Source organism: Streptomyces sp. NPDC107517, assembly GCF_055582645.1.
This window is the reverse complement of the sequence record NZ_JBVJPM010000033.1, coordinates 22648-39881: the sequence shown is the minus strand read 5'-3', so window position 1 is coordinate 39881 and position 17234 is coordinate 22648. Positions and strand designations below refer to the sequence as shown.

Below are 17234 nucleotides of genomic sequence, written 5' to 3'. Positions count from 1 at the left end.
CTCCGAACCCCGTACAAGGAGGCCCCCGTTGTCCGCACCGCCCGCCGCCGCACTCCGCACCAGGATCGTCCGTCGCGGCGACGACCGTTACGAGGCCGCCCGCCGTGACGCGGTCTGGAACGAGCGCAAGCCCGAACGGCGCCCCGAGGTCATCGTGCTCGCCGAGAGCGAGCAGGACGTCGTCGACGCCGTGCGTCTGGCCGGCGCCGAGGGCTGGCGGATCGGGATCCGTTCCGGTGGCCACAGCTGGGTCGGAAACGGGGTGCGCGACGGCGGCATGCTCCTCGACCTTTCCCGCCTGGCCACCGCGACCGCCGGTTCGACCGCCCTGACCGCCACGGCCGAGCCCGCGGCCACCGGCCCCCGGCTCAATCAACTCCTTGCCCCGCACGGCCGGTTCTTTCCCACCGGGCATGCGCCGAGCGTCGGCCTCGGTGGGTTTCTGCTCGGCGGCGGGTACGGCTGGAACTCGCGACGGCTCGGCCCCGCCTGCCTCAGCATCGAGGCCATCGACGTCGTCCTCGCCGACGGCAGCCCGGTCCACGCCACCGACACCACCCACCCCGACCTGCTGTGGGCGGCGCGCGGCGCGGGCCCCGGCTTCCCCGGTGTCGTCACCCGCTTCCACCTCGCCACCCACCCGTTGCCGAGCCGCATCCGCCGCACCGTCCACAACTACCCCCTGCACCTGCGCGACACCGTCCTCTCCTGGGCGCACGACCAGCTCGAACTCCTCGCACCGGAGGTCGAGTTCTCGGCGAAGGTCGGATACGCGCCGGGGCTCGGGCAGCCAGCCGTGTCGCTCACCGCGACCGCGTTCTGCACCCCTGAGACCGGCGACGACCTGCTCGCACCACTCGAAGCCGCGCCCTTCCGCGACCAGGCCCTGCGTGCCGTCGTCGCCGAGGACACCACCATGGCCGAGTTGTACGACGCCGCCGACCGGCTCACCCCGGCCGGCCTGCGCTGGGCACTCGACGGGATCTGGGCCGAAGGGCCGACGGCCGGGATCCTCGATGCCGCCCGGCCGCTCTTCGACGAGATCCCCGACACCACCAGTCACGTCCTGTGGATGCTGTGGGGCTACTACCCGCCCAGGGACAACGCCTGCTGGTCGAGCCAGGCCAAGGTCTACCTCTCGCCCAACGCCGGCTGGACGGACCCCGCCGACGACCTCGCCCACGAACGCTGGGTGCACGGGCATCTGGCAGCCCTCCAGCACCTGTCCCGGGGGCTCCAGTTCTCCGACAACAACCTGGCCGATCGCTACGACCACGGCCTCAGCCCCGCACACGCCGCACGTCTGGAAACCGTCCGCACCGCATACGACCCCGAGGGCCGCTTCGCCACCTATATGACGCCCCGGGAGTCGACCACCGCCTACGCCAAGGAGAGCCGTCGATGAGCACTTCCCGCCGCCGCGCCACCCGTAGAGGAGCCCTCGCGGTCACCGTCCTGCTGGCCCTCGGCGCCACCGCCACAGGGTGCGGGGACGACACGGCCACCGCCGCCGACAGCGGCAAACCGAAGATCACGGTGCTGCGCTCCCTCGGTGCGATATTCGAACCGCTCTTCATCGCCCAGAACCAGGGTTACTTCAAGGACGCGGGCCTCGATGTCACCATCAAGGAAGGCGCCCAGGACACCTCGCAGAACGCGCCCTCCGTCATCAAGGGCGAGGCACAGTTCGCCATGACGGACAGCTCCGGGTTCCTCAAGGGAGCCGCGAAGAAGATGCCGATCCGTATCGCGAGCGGGCTGCAGTCCGCGACCACCCGCACCAAGCCCACCGACGGTCTGATCGTGAAGAAGTCCAGCTCCATCACGGCCTTCAAGCAGCTGGAGGGAAAGACGGTCGCGGTGCCCGCGCTCGGCGGCACCATCCAGTTCATCGTCGAGTACCTGGTGCAGAAGGACGGCGGTGACCCGGCGAAGGTCAAGTTCGCCGCCCTGCCCACCACCGCCCTCAACGACGCCGCCAAGTCCGGCAAGACCGACGCTGCCTACACCTTCGGCGCCTTCTACGCCGCCGCGACCGCCGACAGCTCCGGACTGCGCTCCATCGGCCACGGCATGAACGACCTGCCAGGCATGACCCAGGGCGTCCTCTTCTCCAGCCAGTCCTACCTGGCCAAGAACCCGGAGACGGCGAAGAAGTTCATAGGCGCCGTCGCCAAGGCCATCAGCTATGCCAACAGCCACCCCGACGCCGTCCGCGCCATCGACAAGAAGTACACGCAGCTCGAGGACTCCTTCATCGACGCGCAGGACACCTCGTACTACGACAAGACCGTCAACAAGAAGGTCATGCGCACGGTGATCACCAAGATGAACGAGTACGGGCTGCTCGACGCCGCCCCTGGCGACTCCGCCGTCTACTGGGACCAGGCGCCGACCTCGGACGGGGAGTGACACCATGGTGTCCCGCCCTCGACTCCTCGCCCTCCAACTCGGTGCTCTGCTCGGCGTGTTGGGTGTGTGGACAGTCGCGCGGGTGGTCGGCGTGGTGAGTGCGACCGTGCTGCCCGCGCCGGGTGCGGTGGCCGCGGCGTTCGGTGAACTGGTGCATACCACTGGCTTCTGGCAGGCCGCCGCCGAGACGCTGCGCGGCGCCGCCCTCGGGCTGCTCGCCGCGATCGGGGTCGGAGTGCCGCTCGGCCTCGTCACCGGGGTGTACGCGAAGGCCGAGGAGTCGTCGCGGCTGCTGGTGGACGTGTTCCGCTCGTTCCCGGTGATCGCACTGCTGCCCGTTTTTCTGCTGGTCCTCGGATCGACGCCAGGGATGAAGGCGACCGTCGTCTTCCTCGCCTGCGTCTTCCCGCTGCTCCTCCAGGCCCAGTACGGGGCCCGCTCCGTACAGCCCGCCGTCCACGAGACCGTACGCGCCTATCGGGTGCCGCGGCTGCTCACCTTCCGCCGGGTGGTGCTGCCCGGCGCCACCCCGTCGATCATGACGGGCCTGCGGCTCGCCGCGACCACCTCGGTCCTGGTGGCCATCGGCGTCGAGGTGCTCACCACACTGCCCGGCATCGGCCACCAGATCCTCACCGCCCAGCAGGCGGGGGCGTCGGACACGGCGTACGCGTATCTCTTCAGCGCCGCCGCCATCGGCTGGAGCGTCAATCTGCTCGCCCACGGCTGCGAACGGCGGCTGCTGCGCTGGCGGCCGCCCGCCCACACGGAGTGAGGATGACGATCATGCGACTTCCCTCGCGGCTTCCCTGGGGTGCGTTCGCTCGCCAACTCTGGCTGCCGGTCCTGGTGTTCGGCGTGCTCCTGCTCGCGACGACCGGCTCGACCAGCTTCTACTTCCCGCCGCTCACCGACGTCCTCGCCACGCTGTTGCGGGAACTCGCGCACGGCGGCCTCCTCGACGACCTGTGGTTCAGCCTGCGCAACATCGTCGCCGGGCTGGTTATCGCCACGGTGGTCGGTGTCGGTGCAGGGCTCGTCATCGGCGAGATCCGCACCCTGCGCCTGGCCACCGCGCCGCTTCTCGATTTCGCCCGCGCCACGCCCACGGTCGGCTTCGTGCCGGTCATCATCCTGAGTCTCGGCATCGGGGCAGGCCCGAAAGTCTTCCTGATCTTCCTCGGCTCCGTCTGGCCGATCTTGCTGAACACCGTCAGCGGCGTGCAGGCCATCAACCCCGCCGTCCACGAGACTGCCCGCAGCTATCGCATCCCCTGGTGGCTGCGGCTGCGCCGGGTGATCCTGCCGGGCGCCCTGCCGCAGATCACCGCCGGGATCCGGGTCGCTCTGTCCATTGCCGTCGTACTGATGGTGGTGAGCGAGATCTACGGTTCGCCGATCGGGCTCGGCAACTTCATCCTTCAGTCAGGATCCAGCTTCGCCGTCCCCGAGACATGGGCGGGAACCATCCTCATAGGGATCCTCGGATACGTCCTGAGCGTGCTGCTCCTGCTCGTCGAACATCGGCTGCTCGCCTGGCACCACCAGCGCGCGGCCAGAACGCGAACTCCCTCCCGCGCACCTGTGGTGGAAACGAAGAACAGCGAGGTCGTCGTATGACGTTGAAGGTGGAGGACCTCAGGGTGAGTTTCGGGCGCGGCCCTGACGAGCACCGGGTGCTCGACGGTCTGTCGTTGGAGGTGGCGCCCCGGGAATCACTGTGCATCGTCGGACCGTCGGGCGCCGGCAAGACCACGCTGCTGCGCTGCCTGGCCGGGCTCACTCCGCCCACCTCCGGCGCGGTCCGTTACGGCGGGCAGACCCTCACCGAACCGCATGCCGACATCGCCGTTGTCTCCCAGGACTACCGCGGCTCGCTGCTGCCGTGGCTGAGGGTCTGGGACAACGTCGCCTTTCCCTTGCAGGGGAGGGGAGTGGGCAAGGCCGAGCGCCGCCGGCGGGCCGAGGATTGCCTCGCCGCCGTCGGACTCGACGGGGTCGGCGAGAAGTATCCGTGGCAGCTGTCGGGCGGCATGCAGCAGCGCGTCGCCATCGCACGCGGCCTCGCCTACGAGGCGCCGGTGCTGCTCATGGACGAACCGTTCGGCTCCGTGGACGCACAGTCCCGCTTCGACCTGGAAGACCTGACTCTGTCCCTGCGACGCCGCCTCGGCATCACCGTCGTCGTCGTCACCCATGACATCGACGAGGCCGTCTACCTCGGTGACCGTGTCATCGTCCTCGGCGGCACACCCACCACCGTCGTGGAGACGCTGACCATCCCGCTCGGCGACGAGCGCGACCAGCTCACCACCCGCGCCGGTCCGCACTTCGCCGAACTGCGTACCCGCGTCCTCGCCCGCGTCCGGGGAGAGCGCGCGGCGCGCGTCGACAAGTCGGTGGCATAGCACCGACCACCGGGGAGTCACGGCAGGCGTTCACGCACGCCCGGCCGCTCTCCGGCATGCCTCCATACAGTCATGCCCATTCGCGCCAAAGTCCCGCACTAGCAAGGGAGTTACACGTGCACGACATGCGAACCACTGCCGAGCGTCAGGTCTCGTTCAGAGCGCGCCCGCGCGCCCTGATGGTCGCGGCCGCCGCACTCGCCACCCCGCTCGCCGTTCCCACGGTGGCCCGCGCCGCCACACGCACCACGGCCTCGCTCACCGTGAAGTCCGGCGAGAGCGTCGAGGTGCGGCGGACGACCAGGCTCGGCGAGCTGGTCATCGAGGACGGGGGCAGTCTGACCGTTCCGGCCGGTTTCAGCCTCAGCCTCACCGTCGGCGGCGTGGAGACCGGCTCCAGGCTGACCGAGCTGACGGACGGCCTCGGCGGCGCCGACGCACCCCTCGCACCCGGCACCTACCGGGGCGACGTGGTCCTCACCGTCGCGACCGCCACCCCGGTCGCGTACTCCACCCTCACCTTCCCCTTCCGGCAGGCCCTGTACGTCGGCGCGGACGGAGTGGCGAAGGGGAAGTCCGTCCTGACGGGCGTGGTCGGCGGCCGGGTCACCGACGCGTACGCCGACGGTGTCCGACTCCGCTCCACCGGCGAGGCGTTCAACGGTGTGTACGTGGCCGAAGGCGCCTCGTACACCCTGCGGCGCGCCGACATCGCCTACCGGGGCAACGGCCGCAACGACTTCATCGGCTACGGCGCCTCCGTCGTCGGCACCGGTGAGGGCACCACCCTCGTCCTCGACGGCGCGCACATCGACAACAAGGGCGTCGTGCGCACCGCCGTCGTCGCCGACGCGACGGCGAACGTCATCGTCAAGAACTCGGTGCTGCACTGCGCCAACGGCACAGTGCCCGAGGAGTACCCGAGCTCCGGCACCGGCGACACCAAGTACATGATCACCGTGCCATGGATGCTGGGCCTGTCCGGCAACGTCCGCACCACGAACCTCCTCGGCGCGAACACCCGCGCCTCGTACATCAACTCCTCCATCTCGTCCCAGACGTGGGGCGCCCTGTCCGTCGACGGCGGCAGCGACTGCACCCTGACCGGCATCAACAGCCGCATCGCCAACACCGGCGGCATCGGCTACGGCTCGTACGCGATCGGCGACGTCACCGAGCACTTCCTGGGGTCGACGTTCGACGTCGGCGACTATGTCCTCATCGCGTGGAGCGGCTCGGCGCACTACGGCGACTCCACGCGTGCCGCGGTCGCCGACCTCAACGACTCGCTGGAACTCGGCCTCACTCCCAGCGAGTTGAGGCAACTGGGACGGCAGTCGTGCCGGCTCGACTCCGGTCGGTTCGGCTTCATGTGGTACGGCGCCGCGAGCGTCGTCATCGACGGCGGCACCCGGGTCCGCACGAAGAAGACGACCTTCCTTTCGAAGGCGTCGGCGGCGAACGTCACCGTCGACGGCTCGGGGGGCGCGAGCATCGAGGCCGGCAACGGTGTCCTCTTCCAGCTGATGGACACCGACCGGCCGAGCAGCATCCCGGTCACCGGCAAGGTGTGGAGCAGCGAGACCATCGGCACGTACACCGAGCCGACGGGAACAGCCACCAAGTCCTCGTCATGGGACGTGAGTTCGGCGCATTCGGCGGACGCGGTCGGCGCCTTCAGCGACATCGACCTGCGCGGCGACTTCTACAACTCGGTGTGGGGCGGCGGCACCGGAAGTCTGGAGGGCATGAACCTCGCTCTGTCCTTCGACAAGTCCCGTGTCGAAGGCGTCATCTCCGCCAGCGGCGTCAAGCACAAGGTGTCCACCATCACCGCGGCCGACTTCCGGGAGATCGGCGAGGTCACCAACAGTGTGCAGCCCGTGGTCAACAACGGCGTCCTTGTCACGCTCGGCAGTGGCTCCGTGTGGACCGTCACCGCCACGTCGTACCTGAGCGTCCTCGATGTGGCGGCCGATGCCAAGGTCGTCGGCCCGCGCGGCAAGAAGCTGACGCTGACCGTCGACGGCGCGGCCACGACGCTGACGCCCGGCACCAAGTACAGCGGGGCGATCACGCTGACCGTGACGTGAGCCGGGGATGACGGAGGGGCCCGGGGATTCCCCGGGCCCCTCCTTTCTCCTTGGTGTCAACTGCCCTACGCGCCCAGCATGTTGAACCCGCCGTCCGCGACGAGGAATCCGCCGGTGATGTGCGTGGCATCGGCCGTCGCCAGGAACAGCGCCGTGCCCGCCAGTTCCTCCGGGCCGGGGATGCGGCCCATCGGGGTCGCCGCGCGCAGTTCGTCGCCACGGCCGTTCTTCCAGTCCTCGCGGCCGAGGGTCGCCTCGGTCTCGATGAAGCCGGGGGCGAAGACGTTGACGCGTACGGCCGGGGCGAAGGCGCGCGCGTACGACTTGGTGAGGCCGATGATGCCGTACTTGGCCGCCGCGTACTGCGGGGCCCGTGGGCTGCCCTTGGCGACGACCGTCGAGCCGATGTTCACGATCGAGCCGCCGCCCTCCTGCTCCAGCATCCGCGCCCCGAACTCGTGGGTGCACAGCATCGTGCCCTTCACGTCCACGGCGAGGACGTGGTCGATGGACTCCTCGGTGACGTCCCGCCACGACATCTGTTCGCGTGCCACGTCTCCTACGTTGTTGATGGCGACGTCGAGGCGGCCGAAGTGTCCCCACACCTCGTCCGCCATGCGCTGGATCTGGGCGCGCTCGGCGATGTCGGCCTGCACGAGGAAGGCCTTGCGGCCGAGTGCGCCGATCCGGGCGGCAGTTGCCTGCGCTCCCTCGCGGGAGCTGCGGTAGTGGACAGCGACGTCCGCGCCCTCCTGCGCGGCGCGCACGGCGATCTCGGCGCCGAATCCGGTGCCGGCGCCGGTCACGAGAACGGTCTTTCCGGTGAAGCGCTGCGGGACGGCGTTCATTGTTCTCCTCTGGATGCTCAGGGGTTCGCTATACGAGGGTGCGGCCGCCGTCGACGTACAGGACCTGTCCGGTGACGAACGCGGCGGCGTCGGACGCGAGGAAGAGGACCGGTCCTGTCAGGTCGTCCGTGCGGCCGAGCCGGCCCGCAGGGACGAGGGATTCGAGCGAGGCGCGGACCCCGGGGCGGGCCAGGTGGGCGCGGGTGAGGTCGGTCTCGGTGTAGCCGGGGGCGACCGCGTTCACGGTGACACCGTCGGCCGCCCATTCGCGGGCCATGACGCGCATGAGCTGGTTCACGCCGCCTTTGGTGGCCGCGTAGGGGGCGTGGTGCGCGTGGGCGAGCAGGCCGGAGACGGAGGAGAGGTAGACGATGCGACCGTAGCCCTGTTCCACCATGGGTGCGCCCGCCGCCTTGCCCAGCCAGAACGCGCTGGAGAGGTTGACGTCGAGGATCCGCTGCCAGACCTCGTCGGGGGTCTCGAGGACCGGGCGGCGGTCGTTGACGCCGACCGCGTGCACGAACACGTCGATGCCGCCGAGGAGGCGGACGGTCTGGGTGACCGCTTCGCGGCAGGCGTCGGCGTCGGTGAGATCGGCCGCCACGGTGTGGTGGGCCGCGACGGCGGTGAGGCTGTCCTTGTCGACATCAGCCACCACGACGTGGGCGCCCGCCCCGGTGAGCGCATCGGTGACGGCGGCACCGATTCCGCCCGCTCCGGCCACCAGGGCCCGTTTTGCGGTGAGGCCGGTAAGGCCGTTGGGGATGTGCTCGGTTGTCGGCATGGCTGGACGCTAAGACAACTCCCGCCATGTGTCCACACTTTGCGGAACTCTTGACGTCAACTGCCACTAGTTGCAGGGTGAGTGTCGACACAAGGTGTTGGTGATCGAGAGCCCTCAGGGAGTCGCGCATGAAGCTGGTGACGTTCGACCACGGACCCGAGAAGGGTCTTGTGGGGCGGATCGAAGACGACCGGGTGGTGGGGCTCGATGTCCCCTCCACTCGCGCGTACTTCGAGCGGGAGGGGCGGGTGAGGGAGAGCGGCAGGGTCTTCTCGGCGGCCGACGTCCGGCTGCGGGCGCCGATCGTGCCGAAGAAGTTCTTCCACACGGCCGGCAACTTCCGGGAGCACCACGAGGACCTGGCCCGCGTCGACTGGTCGCACCCGGTGAACAAGGGCATCGTCTTCTTCCAGAACGTCGACGCGATCGTCGGCCCCGACGAGCCGGTCGTCTACCCCGAGAACCTCACGAACGAGCTGGACTACGAGCTCGAACTCGCCGTCGTCATAGGCAAACCGGGCCGCTTCTTCTCCGCCGAGCAGGCCGTCGACCACATCGGCGGCTACCTCGTCTTCAACGACATCACGGCCCGCGACATCCAGCGCCGCGAGATGGAGTCGGGAGTCTTCTCCTTCTCCAAGGGCATCGAGACGTTCTGCCCGATCGGCCCGTACATCGTCACCGCCGACGAGATCGACGACCCGCACGCCCTCGACATGGAACTGCGCGTCAACGGCGACATCCGGCAGAAGTCGAACACCTCCCGGATGTCGGTGTCGATCCCGCAGCTCATCGCCTACCACTCCCCGCAGACGTACAGCGCGGGCGATCTGATCACCACGGGCACGGTGGCAGGGGTCGCGGCATCGACCAGTGACCCGTTCGCCAACTACCTCAAGCCGGGGGACGTGGTGGAGGCCGAGATCGAGGGGGTGGGCCTGTTGCGCAACTCCGTCGTGTCCTGGAAGGACGCGTACGGTACGCAGGAGCCACCCGCGGAACAGTGGGTGTGACGGGTCATGCGCATTGCTCAACTTGATGGTCGTGGCGTGCTGTTGACAGAGGTCGGGTCCGCTGTGGAGCTTCCGGAGGAGTTCCAGGGGCGGGCCGCCGTCGAACGATGGGACGAGGTGCGGGACTGGGCGCGCGGGGCCTCGGGCGGGCGCCCGTACGACGTCGCCGATCTCGAAGCTCCCGTCGTCGCGCCCCGGCAGGTCTTCGCCGTCGCGCTGAACTACCGCCCGCACACCGCGGAGGCCGGACATCAAGTCCCGGACGAGCCGCTGGTGTTCACCAAGTTCCCGACCTGCCTGACCGGACCGCACGCCACGGTCGATCTGCCGCCCGGCAACGTCGACTGGGAGCTGGAGCTGGTCGCCGTCATCGGGCGCGAGGCGTACCGGGTGCCGCAGGAGAAGGGGTGGGAGCCCGTCGTCGCGCTGACGGTCGGACAGGACCTGAGCGAGCGGGTGTCCCAACTCGCCGGAAAGCCCCCGCAGTTCTCGCTCGCCAAGTCCCATCCGGGCTTCGGGCCGATCGGTCCCGCCCTCGTCGGCCTCGACGAGATCGACGATCCGGACGACCTGGAACTGACGTGTGAGCTCAACGGCGACGTCGTCCAGCACGACCGCACCGCCCACATGATCTTCCCGATCCCGCGGCTCGTCTCCTATCTGAGCCACTTCTGCCCGCTGCTTCCCGGCGACCTGATCTTCACCGGCACACCGGCCGGAGTCGGCAACCGCCGTACACCGCCGCGCTTCCTCACCCCGGACGACGAACTCGTCAGCCGGATCGAGGGAGTCGGCGAGCTGCGGCAGCACTTCCGCAGGGCGGAGGTGACAGCGTGACGCGCACACTCTTCGCGGATGTACGGATCTTCGACGGTACGGGCACCGACCCGTTCCCCGGCGAGGTCCTGGTGGACGGCGCCCGTATCGCTGTGGTCGCCGGCCGTGTGCCGGGCGATCTGCGGCGGTCGGCCCGGGTCGTCGACGGCGGGGGTGCCACCCTGCTGCCCGGCCTCGTCGACGCCCACACGCACCTGGGTTTCGGTTCGACCGTGGAGCACCTGTCCCGCACCCGCGACGAACCCGACGAGGAGAAGGCCCTGCTCGTCGCCCACGCGGGCCGCGTCCTGCTCGACCACGGCATCACCAGCGCCTACTCGGGCGGCAACCGGCTCCCCCGTACGGAGACCGCGGCACGCAAGGCGTTCGCCGAGGGGTGGCTGCCGGGGCCGCGGCTGAAGGCGGCCTCGTGGGAGGGGAGCGCCGGCATGGTCGAGCCGGGGGTGTACGACTTCCCTGGCATCGACGGCCGCGCCGACGACCCGGATTCCGTGGCCGGCTTCGTACGGGAGATGGCCGAACTCGGCGTCGACATCGTGAAGTTGTCGCTGTCCGGGGAGAGCGCCGTGGTCGCCGGGACGTCGCGCGTCGTGCAGTTCACCGAGGCCGAGGTCGCCGCCGCTGCCGCCACCGCGCGTGCGCACGGCGTGTGGCTGACGGCGCACGCCCATGCCGCCGAATCGGTGAAGATGGCCGTCCGGCACGGGATCCGCGCCGTCTACCACTGCACCTTCGCCGACGAGGAAGTCCTCGACATGCTCGGTGCGGCGCGGGACCAGGTGTTCGTGGCGCCCACACCCGGCATCATCAAGGCCAACCTCGACGCGGACCCGGCGCCCGGCATGGAGGTCGAGGCGACCCGCAAGGCCGTGTGCGACGTCGTGCCCGAGCTGGTCGCGCGCGGGGTGCGGGTCGTGCCCGGCGGCGACTACGGGTTCGCGTGGAATCCGGTCGGGCGCAATCTGCGTGACCTGGAGCTGTTCGTGGACTGGTTCGGGTTCACACCGGCCCAGGCGCTGCGGGCCGCCACCGAGTACGGCGGGCAGATCATGGGGATGGGCGACGAGCTGGGACTCGTACGGCCCGGATACCTGGCCGACCTGGTGCTCGTGGACGGCTCGCCGCTCGACGACATCCGCGTCCTCCAGGACCGCGCACGGCTGCTCGCCATCATGAAGGACGGCGCCCTGCACAAGGCGCCCGCCGCAGGAGGGCGCGGATGAGGGCGCGGACGTCGCCGGGGGAGGTGGAGGGGAGCCGGGCGGCCGGTGTCGCGTCCTTTCTGGGGGTGCCCTTCGCCGCCCCGCCCGTCGGCCCGTTGCGCTTCCGGCCGCCGCGCCGGGCCGAGGCATGGGACGGGGTACGGCCCGCGCTCGACTACGGGCCCGCCCCGCTGCAGCTCCAGCCGCCCGCCGACTCGCTCATGTACCGGGCGAACTTCGCGGACCGGCGGGCCCTGGTGATGAGCGAGGACTGCCTGTATCTGAACGTGTGGACGCCCGAGGTCTCCGCCGACGCCGAGCTGCCCGTCATGGTGTGGGTGCACGGCGGGGGCAATCGCTACGGGCACGGCGGGCAGGACATCCAGCACGGTGCGGCGCTCGCCCGGCGCGGCATCGTCGTCGTCACCCTCAACTACCGCCTGGGAGCCCTCGGCTTCCTCTCCCACCCGGCCGTCGGGCCCGGCAACTACGGGCTGCACGACATCGTCGCTGCCCTGGAATGGGTGCAGGAGAGCATCGCGGCGTTCGGCGGCGATCCGTCCCGCGTGACCCTCGCGGGGAACTCCGCCGGTGCCGCCCACATCTGCCATCTCATGGCGGCGAAGGCGACCCGCGGCCTGTTCCGCGCCGCCATCGGGCAGAGTGCCTCCGGCGTCGGGCGGGCGGAAGGACCGCTACCGGGGGCGTACGCGGAGACGGGACGTGACATGGACGCCGAGACGGCGCGTCGTACCAGTGGCGTCGAGCTGATCGTGCAGGGGCATTACGGTCCTGTCGTCGACGGCACCCTGCTCACGGAACCCACCGACGACGTCTTCGCCGACGGACGCCAGCACCCCGTGCCGCTCCTCGTCGGAACGAACACGGACGAGGGCTCGGTGTACGCGCGCGACGGGCAGTCCCGCGACGCCGTCGGCGCCGAGCGCTTCGCCCGGCCCGTGCACCGCTGGGCCGAACTCCACCGCGCCGCCGGCGCCGCGCCCGTATGGCAGTACCACTTCGACCGTACCCCGCCGGTGCCCGACGGCATCGCCCCACCGGCCGACGGCTTGCCCGGCTACGGCGTCTTCCACAGCGCGGAACTCCCGTATGTCTTCGACAACTTGGGGCAGCGGGACTGGGCCTGGACGCCCGCCGACCATGAGCTCGCACGCGTCATGGGTGACGCGTGGGCGCACTTCGTGATCCACGGCGCCACCGACTGGCCGCAGGCGCCTGCCGTGCGGCGGTTCGCCGCCCGCGAGTGAGCCGGGCGGCCTGCGAGTGACCTACGAGAAAGGTGCACACCTCCATGACCCGAATCCCCGGCACCGACGGCAGCGGCGAGAGCGCCGACCGGATCCGTGCCAGGCGCGGCGGCTCCCTCCATCCCCTCGACCGGATGCTGCTGCACAGCCCGCAGTTCGCCGACGGCTGGAACAGTCTGCTCGGCGCCGTGCGCCGCCGCATGTCGCTCCCGGCCGACCTGCGCGAGACGATCATCCTGCGCATCGCCGTCCTCAACGAAGCCCCGTACGAATGGGGGCAGCATGAGCCCGACGCGCGCGCGGCCGGTCTCGACGACACCCGGCTCGCCGAACTCCGCAAGCCGGAACCGGAGTTGGATGCGCTGACGTCGCGGGTCATCGCCTACACCGATGCGATGACCCGCGACGTGCACGTGCCCGACGCGCTCTTCGACGCGCTGCGCGCCGACTTCACCGAGGCCGAGCTGGTCGAGCTGACCGCCACCGTGGCCACGTACAACATGGTGTCCAGGTTCCTGGTGGCGCTCGACGTGCGGTAATCGGGCTCAGTGGTCGCGCAGGAAGCGCACCATCTGCGCGTTCCAGGCGGCGGGCTGTTCCCAGTGCGGGTTGTGCCCCGCCTCGCGGATCACCTGCGTACGGCAGTCGGCGAGGTACCCCGCGTTGAGCCGCATCAGCGACGGCGGGAGATAGAGGTCGGCGTCACCGGTGATCAGCTGGGTGGGTGTCCTGATGGTGGTCAGGGACGCCCAGGTGATCGTGGAGGCCAGCGACTGCGGGAACGCGTCCGCCGTCTTCGCCCGCTCGTGGATCGCCAGCCAGGCCGCGAGGCCGTCCGCGTTCCCGGCCCGGTACGACGGACCTATCTCCTGGAACTCCACCGGCATGTCATGGAACGGGTCCGGCTGCAGGGCCTTCGTCAGCGCGGCGTACGCGGCGTCGCTGATGCCCATCACGCTGCCGGACACCGTGAGTGAGCGCAGTCGCTCCGGGTGCGTGAGCGCGTAGTCGATGGCGACCGGGCCGCCGGCCGCGCTGCCCACGACGTGGAAGCGGTCGAGGCCCAGGTGGTCGGCGACGGTGTTCAGATCGCCGGAGGCCGTGTCCGCCTCGGCCTTCGTGCCCGCTACCGAGCCGTACGCGCCGCGCCGCGAGTACGAGATCACGCGCAGCCCGGCCCGCGCGAGGACCGGCTGCTGGTACGGCCAGCTCTCGGCGCTGCCCGACCCCGGGTGCAGCAGGATCACCGGAGCGCCCTTGCCGCCGGTGTCCCAGCACCACAGGCTGCCGCCGCCCGACACCGGGATCTGGTAATCGGTGGCCGGGGCCTGCCCGGGGACGGGGACCGGCTGCCACGGGGCGTCGTCGGTGGGTGTGTGCGCGGGTGTGGACGTGGCGGCCTCGGCCGTGCGTCCGGTGGCGACCGCGGTGAGCGTCGCGGCCGCCAGGAGCGTCCGGCGGCCGAGCGGTCCGCGGGATTGTGCGTGCATGGTTCCTCCAGGAGCAGGAAGGCGGAGTGCTGTCGACAGGAGACGAGCAATGACGAGAGGGCGAGCGGAAGTTGGTGGAGGAGGCTGGGGTAGTGTCGACACCGTTGGGTCGGCTGTGGGCGTGGACAAGGTGTCGCAAATGGTGGATACGGGACAGGCCGAAGAGGCGGAGCAGAGCGTTGCGCTGGACGACCCCGGGGTCGTCGCCCGGCTGTTGCGGCTGCGCGAGCGGCGCGAGCCCCTGGTCGCGCAGATCGCCGAGTGGGTCGGCGCCGGGATCATCGAGGGCCGGCTCGCGCCGGGGCAGGACCTCAACAGTGTCGAGCTGTCACGGCGCTTCAGTACGAGCCGCACCCCGGTGCGCGAAGCGCTGATGGTGCTCGAGCAGGAAGGGCTCGTCGAGATCAAGGCCCGGCGCAGGCCACGCGTCGCCGCGCCGTCCCTGCAGGACATCCGCGACATCTACCAGGTGCGGCGCCAACTCCTGTCCATGCTCGCCTCCTTGCTGGTCCAACGGGCGAGCGACGAGGAGCTGGCCGGACTTCGGGTGCGCGTCGAGCAGATGCGCGTGCTCGCCGACAAGGGAGACGTGGACACGTACTTCTGGAGCCATGTGCAGCTCCAGGAGCGGATGACCGAGATCGTCGGGAACGGCACCCTGAAACAGATCCTCGACTCGCTGGCCCTGCGCACGCTGATGCTGCGCCACCTCAGCCTGACCCGGGCCGGGCGCCTGACCTGCAGCGTCGACGACCAGGAGCGGCTGCTGCAGGCGTGCGAGGAGCGGGACGGGGAGCTGGCCTCTGCGCTGATCGCGGGCGCCACCGTGCGTGCGGTGCGGGCGGTGGAGGAGCAGCTCGCCGAGGACGCGGCGGCGAGCGGGACGGGCCGGACGCGGCGCAGGAAGCGCGTCGACTGATCGTGTGACGGCGCTCCCTCACTTGGCGAGCACGCCACCGTCGACCGGGAAGTTCCCACCCGTCACCCATGCCGCCTCGTCCGACGCCAGGTACACCGCGCACCATGCGATGTCCTGTGGTGTCCCGACCCGGCCCAGCGGGATCCGGGCGAGCAGCGACTGCTGGGCCGCGCCCTCGTGCGCGCCCGCCGACTCGGTGGCCGGGGTGAGCACCATGCCCGGGGCGATGGTGTTCGCCCTGATGCCCAACGGGCCGCCTTCGACGGCGAGTTGGCGGGTCATGCCGAGCACCGCCGACTTGCCGGCACAGTGCGCGACCATGCCGAACACGGAACTTCCGCGGAACGCGTTCACCGAGGCGAAGTTGACGATCGAGCCGCCCCCGGACGCCACCAGATGTGGCCACGCGGCCTGTACGGGAAGGAACACGACATCGGCCTCGCCCCGCAGGGTGGGCGCCCACTGCTCCTCGTAGTCCATGTCCGCCGTCGATGCCATGTGCGGTGCGATCGCCCCCGCTGTCACCAGTGTGTCCACCCGTCCGTGCAGCGCGACGCTCTCGTCCGTGAACCGGCGCGCATCGCCCGGCACGGTCATGTCCAGCGGCGCCAACACCTGGACGTCCAGGCCGCGTTCGGCCGCGAGTTCGGTGGTGCGTTTGGCGGCCGCCGGGTCGATGTCGCAGCCGACGACGCGTGCCCCCTGCTCGGCGAAGAGCAGCGCACACCCCTGCCCTATGCCGGCGCCCGCGCCGGTGACGAGTGCGACCTTCCCGGCGAGCCGACCGCCCGGGGCGGTACTGGCGGTACTGGCGGTACTGGCGGTACTGGCGGTACTGGCGGTACTGGGGGTGCCAGGGGGTGGGGAACCGGTCACGTTCTTCCTCCGCTTCTGCAGCCGTACGCCGACCGAAAGTGTTCTTTCGAGGCCGACAACCTTCCTAGTGTCGACACTAGGTGCCGGTCAAGGGTGGAGGCGCGCGAAATCTCTCAATCTGTCGACAGGTTAGGGAAGTTGGCGCGATACTGAAGTCGCCGCCGTGGACTTACCGAATGCACAGCCCCGGACCATGTGAGACACAGGTTCCGTCCCTATGTTGCCGTGCTCATGACAGAAAACTCCTCTGCCGACAGGCAGCACGAGCCGCACACCCCCCACCACAAGGCGTCCCCCACCGCCCTGAGCCGCCGCACGGTCCTCGCGGCCGGCGGCGCCGTGGCAGTGGTCGCCGGAGGCGTTCTGGCTGCCACGGCCGACGCCGTTCCCGAGAGGAGCACCACGAGCAAGGGGGCGACCACGACGGCCGCCGTCGTCTGCTCCCTCAACGCCGAGGTCACCGAAGGGCCTTACGCCCTCGAAGGCGCCCTCGTCCGCGAGGACATCACCGAGGACAAGGAGGGCTTCCCCGTCGAGTACACCTTCACCGTCGTCGACGAGACCGACGGTTGTGCGCCGCTCGCCGACGCCCTCGTGGAGCTGTGGCACTGCGACGCACTCGGCGAGTACTCCGGCTTCGTCGGTCGCAACGGGCACGAGGAGGAGGACAACGGCACCTTCCTGCGCGGCGGCCAACTCACCGACTCCAGCGGCCAGGTGAAGCTCGTCTCCATCTGGCCGGGGCACTATGTGTCGCGCGCCGTCCACGTCCACATGCGGGTGCACACCGACGTCACGCTCACCGACGGCACCTACACCGGTGGGGAGATCATCCACACGGGCCAACTGTTCTTCGACCCGGACATCAACGAGCAGGTCCAGGCCGCGTCCCCGTACAGCGCCAACACCGGGCAGGAGACGTCCCTCGACGACGACACCGTCTACGACGGCGGTGGCGCAAGCTCCGGGCTGCTCACCCTGACGGCTCTGGGCGGCGACGTCTCCGACGGCTATGCGGCCACGCTCACGGTCGGCGTCAGCACCGACTGACCCGGCCCGAGGCGAGCGGTCGACTGCGCGGCGG

Annotated in this window: 17 protein-coding genes; 13 read left to right on the top strand and 4 right to left on the bottom strand. The window is 70.2% G+C overall.

Going from position 1 to position 17234, the window contains the following annotated elements:
* The first annotated feature begins 28 nt into the window (after window positions 1–28).
* From ACZ67T_RS40015 to ACZ67T_RS39990, 6 genes are all read left to right on the top strand, one after another.
* Window positions 29–1405, top strand: coding sequence for an FAD-binding oxidoreductase (locus ACZ67T_RS40015; protein WP_469991139.1), 1377 nt, complete (start codon window positions 29–31; stop codon window positions 1403–1405).
* Window positions 1402–2412: an ABC transporter substrate-binding protein gene (locus tag ACZ67T_RS40010; RefSeq protein ID WP_469991137.1), complete on the top strand. Its 1011-nt coding sequence runs from the start codon at window positions 1402–1404 to the stop codon at window positions 2410–2412. Before ACZ67T_RS40015 ends, ACZ67T_RS40010 begins: the two co-directional genes overlap by 4 nt.
* Window positions 2413–2416: 4 nt before the next feature.
* Window positions 2417–3187: an ABC transporter permease gene (locus ACZ67T_RS40005; RefSeq protein ID WP_469991135.1), complete on the top strand. Its 771-nt coding sequence runs from the start codon at window positions 2417–2419 to the stop codon at window positions 3185–3187.
* A gap of 2 nt (window positions 3188–3189) precedes the next feature.
* On the top strand, window positions 3190–4032 hold the full coding sequence (locus ACZ67T_RS40000; protein WP_469991133.1) for an ABC transporter permease: 843 nt from the start codon (window positions 3190–3192) through the stop codon (window positions 4030–4032).
* Window positions 4029–4820, top strand: coding sequence for an ABC transporter ATP-binding protein (locus ACZ67T_RS39995; RefSeq protein ID WP_469991131.1), 792 nt, complete (start codon window positions 4029–4031; stop codon window positions 4818–4820). The genes ACZ67T_RS40000 and ACZ67T_RS39995 overlap by 4 nt, the downstream gene beginning before the upstream one ends.
* A gap of 125 nt (window positions 4821–4945) precedes the next feature.
* Window positions 4946–6913, top strand: a complete 1968-nt coding sequence (locus ACZ67T_RS39990; protein ID WP_469991156.1) for a hypothetical protein — start codon at window positions 4946–4948, stop codon at window positions 6911–6913.
* A gap of 65 nt (window positions 6914–6978) precedes the next feature.
* Here ACZ67T_RS39990 and ACZ67T_RS39985 read toward each other — a convergent pair whose 3' ends face one another.
* Window positions 6979–7761: an SDR family NAD(P)-dependent oxidoreductase gene (locus ACZ67T_RS39985; protein WP_469991129.1), complete on the bottom strand. Its 783-nt coding sequence runs from the start codon at window positions 7759–7761 to the stop codon at window positions 6979–6981.
* A 28-nt stretch (window positions 7762–7789) separates the two neighbouring features.
* Window positions 7790–8545: an SDR family NAD(P)-dependent oxidoreductase gene (locus ACZ67T_RS39980; RefSeq protein ID WP_469991128.1), complete on the bottom strand. Its 756-nt coding sequence runs from the start codon at window positions 8543–8545 to the stop codon at window positions 7790–7792.
* Window positions 8546–8673: 128 nt separating this feature from the next.
* Between ACZ67T_RS39980 and ACZ67T_RS39975 the strand changes: the two genes are divergently transcribed.
* The 5 genes from ACZ67T_RS39975 to ACZ67T_RS39955 are packed head-to-tail and all read left to right on the top strand — an operon-like array spanning window position 8674 to window position 13404.
* Window positions 8674–9558 carry a fumarylacetoacetate hydrolase family protein gene (locus ACZ67T_RS39975; RefSeq protein ID WP_469991127.1) on the top strand — a complete coding sequence of 295 codons (885 nt, stop codon included), beginning with the start codon at window positions 8674–8676 and terminating at the stop codon, window positions 9556–9558.
* Window positions 9559–9564: 6 nt separating this feature from the next.
* The gene (locus ACZ67T_RS39970) at window positions 9565–10395 is read left to right on the top strand and encodes a fumarylacetoacetate hydrolase family protein (RefSeq protein ID WP_469991125.1); all 831 of its coding nucleotides are present in this window, start codon (window positions 9565–9567) and stop codon (window positions 10393–10395) included.
* Window positions 10392–11618: an amidohydrolase family protein gene (locus ACZ67T_RS39965; RefSeq protein WP_469991123.1), complete on the top strand. Its 1227-nt coding sequence runs from the start codon at window positions 10392–10394 to the stop codon at window positions 11616–11618. The genes ACZ67T_RS39970 and ACZ67T_RS39965 overlap by 4 nt, the downstream gene beginning before the upstream one ends.
* Window positions 11615–12865 carry a carboxylesterase/lipase family protein gene (locus ACZ67T_RS39960; RefSeq protein WP_469991122.1) on the top strand — a complete coding sequence of 417 codons (1251 nt, stop codon included), beginning with the start codon at window positions 11615–11617 and terminating at the stop codon, window positions 12863–12865. The genes ACZ67T_RS39965 and ACZ67T_RS39960 overlap by 4 nt, the downstream gene beginning before the upstream one ends.
* Window positions 12866–12909: 44 nt before the next feature.
* Window positions 12910–13404, top strand: coding sequence for a carboxymuconolactone decarboxylase family protein (locus tag ACZ67T_RS39955; protein ID WP_469991120.1), 495 nt, complete (start codon window positions 12910–12912; stop codon window positions 13402–13404).
* 6 nt (window positions 13405–13410) lie between these two features.
* Here ACZ67T_RS39955 and ACZ67T_RS39950 read toward each other — a convergent pair whose 3' ends face one another.
* Entirely contained in the window at window positions 13411–14355 is a 945-nt protein-coding gene (locus ACZ67T_RS39950) for an alpha/beta fold hydrolase (protein ID WP_469991119.1), read from the bottom strand.
* A 139-nt stretch (window positions 14356–14494) separates the two neighbouring features.
* Here ACZ67T_RS39950 and ACZ67T_RS39945 point away from each other — a divergent pair, with 139 nt between their 5' ends.
* The gene (locus ACZ67T_RS39945; protein WP_469991117.1) at window positions 14495–15274 is read left to right on the top strand and encodes a GntR family transcriptional regulator; all 780 of its coding nucleotides are present in this window, start codon (window positions 14495–14497) and stop codon (window positions 15272–15274) included.
* 18 nt (window positions 15275–15292) lie between these two features.
* Here the strand turns inward: ACZ67T_RS39945 and ACZ67T_RS39940 are convergent, their stop codons facing one another.
* Window positions 15293–16150 (bottom strand): SDR family NAD(P)-dependent oxidoreductase, encoded by an 858-nt coding sequence (locus ACZ67T_RS39940; protein ID WP_469991115.1) that lies wholly within the window; start codon window positions 16148–16150, stop codon window positions 15293–15295.
* Between the two features lie 231 nt (window positions 16151–16381).
* Between ACZ67T_RS39940 and ACZ67T_RS39935 the strand changes: the two genes are divergently transcribed.
* Window positions 16382–17200 carry an intradiol ring-cleavage dioxygenase gene (locus ACZ67T_RS39935; protein ID WP_469991113.1) on the top strand — a complete coding sequence of 273 codons (819 nt, stop codon included), beginning with the start codon at window positions 16382–16384 and terminating at the stop codon, window positions 17198–17200.
* Window positions 17201–17234: the final 34 nt, after the last annotated feature.

What these genes read in the sequence shown, in the direction of transcription:
- ACZ67T_RS39995 (WP_469991131.1), top strand. Translation starts at nt 4,029, where the DNA reads ATGACGTTGAAGGTGGAGGACCTCAGGGTGAGTTTCGGGCGCGGCCCT.
- ACZ67T_RS39990 (WP_469991156.1), top strand. Translation starts at nt 4,946, where the DNA reads ATGCGAACCACTGCCGAGCGTCAGGTCTCGTTCAGAGCGCGCCCGCGC.
- ACZ67T_RS39945 (WP_469991117.1), top strand. Translation starts at nt 14,495, where the DNA reads ATGGTGGATACGGGACAGGCCGAAGAGGCGGAGCAGAGCGTTGCGCTG.
- ACZ67T_RS40000 (WP_469991133.1), top strand. Translation starts at nt 3,190, where the DNA reads ATGACGATCATGCGACTTCCCTCGCGGCTTCCCTGGGGTGCGTTCGCT.
- ACZ67T_RS39975 (WP_469991127.1), top strand. Translation starts at nt 8,674, where the DNA reads ATGAAGCTGGTGACGTTCGACCACGGACCCGAGAAGGGTCTTGTGGGG.
- ACZ67T_RS39950 (WP_469991119.1), bottom strand. Translation starts at nt 14,355, where the DNA reads ATGCACGCACAATCCCGCGGACCGCTCGGCCGCCGGACGCTCCTGGCG.
- ACZ67T_RS39980 (WP_469991128.1), bottom strand. Translation starts at nt 8,545, where the DNA reads ATGCCGACAACCGAGCACATCCCCAACGGCCTTACCGGCCTCACCGCA.
- ACZ67T_RS39985 (WP_469991129.1), bottom strand. Translation starts at nt 7,761, where the DNA reads ATGAACGCCGTCCCGCAGCGCTTCACCGGAAAGACCGTTCTCGTGACC.
- ACZ67T_RS40010 (WP_469991137.1), top strand. Translation starts at nt 1,402, where the DNA reads ATGAGCACTTCCCGCCGCCGCGCCACCCGTAGAGGAGCCCTCGCGGTC.
- ACZ67T_RS39960 (WP_469991122.1), top strand. Translation starts at nt 11,615, where the DNA reads ATGAGGGCGCGGACGTCGCCGGGGGAGGTGGAGGGGAGCCGGGCGGCC.
- ACZ67T_RS39970 (WP_469991125.1), top strand. Translation starts at nt 9,565, where the DNA reads ATGCGCATTGCTCAACTTGATGGTCGTGGCGTGCTGTTGACAGAGGTC.
- ACZ67T_RS39935 (WP_469991113.1), top strand. Translation starts at nt 16,382, where the DNA reads ATGACAGAAAACTCCTCTGCCGACAGGCAGCACGAGCCGCACACCCCC.
- ACZ67T_RS40005 (WP_469991135.1), top strand. Translation starts at nt 2,417, where the DNA reads ATGGTGTCCCGCCCTCGACTCCTCGCCCTCCAACTCGGTGCTCTGCTC.
- ACZ67T_RS39955 (WP_469991120.1), top strand. Translation starts at nt 12,910, where the DNA reads ATGACCCGAATCCCCGGCACCGACGGCAGCGGCGAGAGCGCCGACCGG.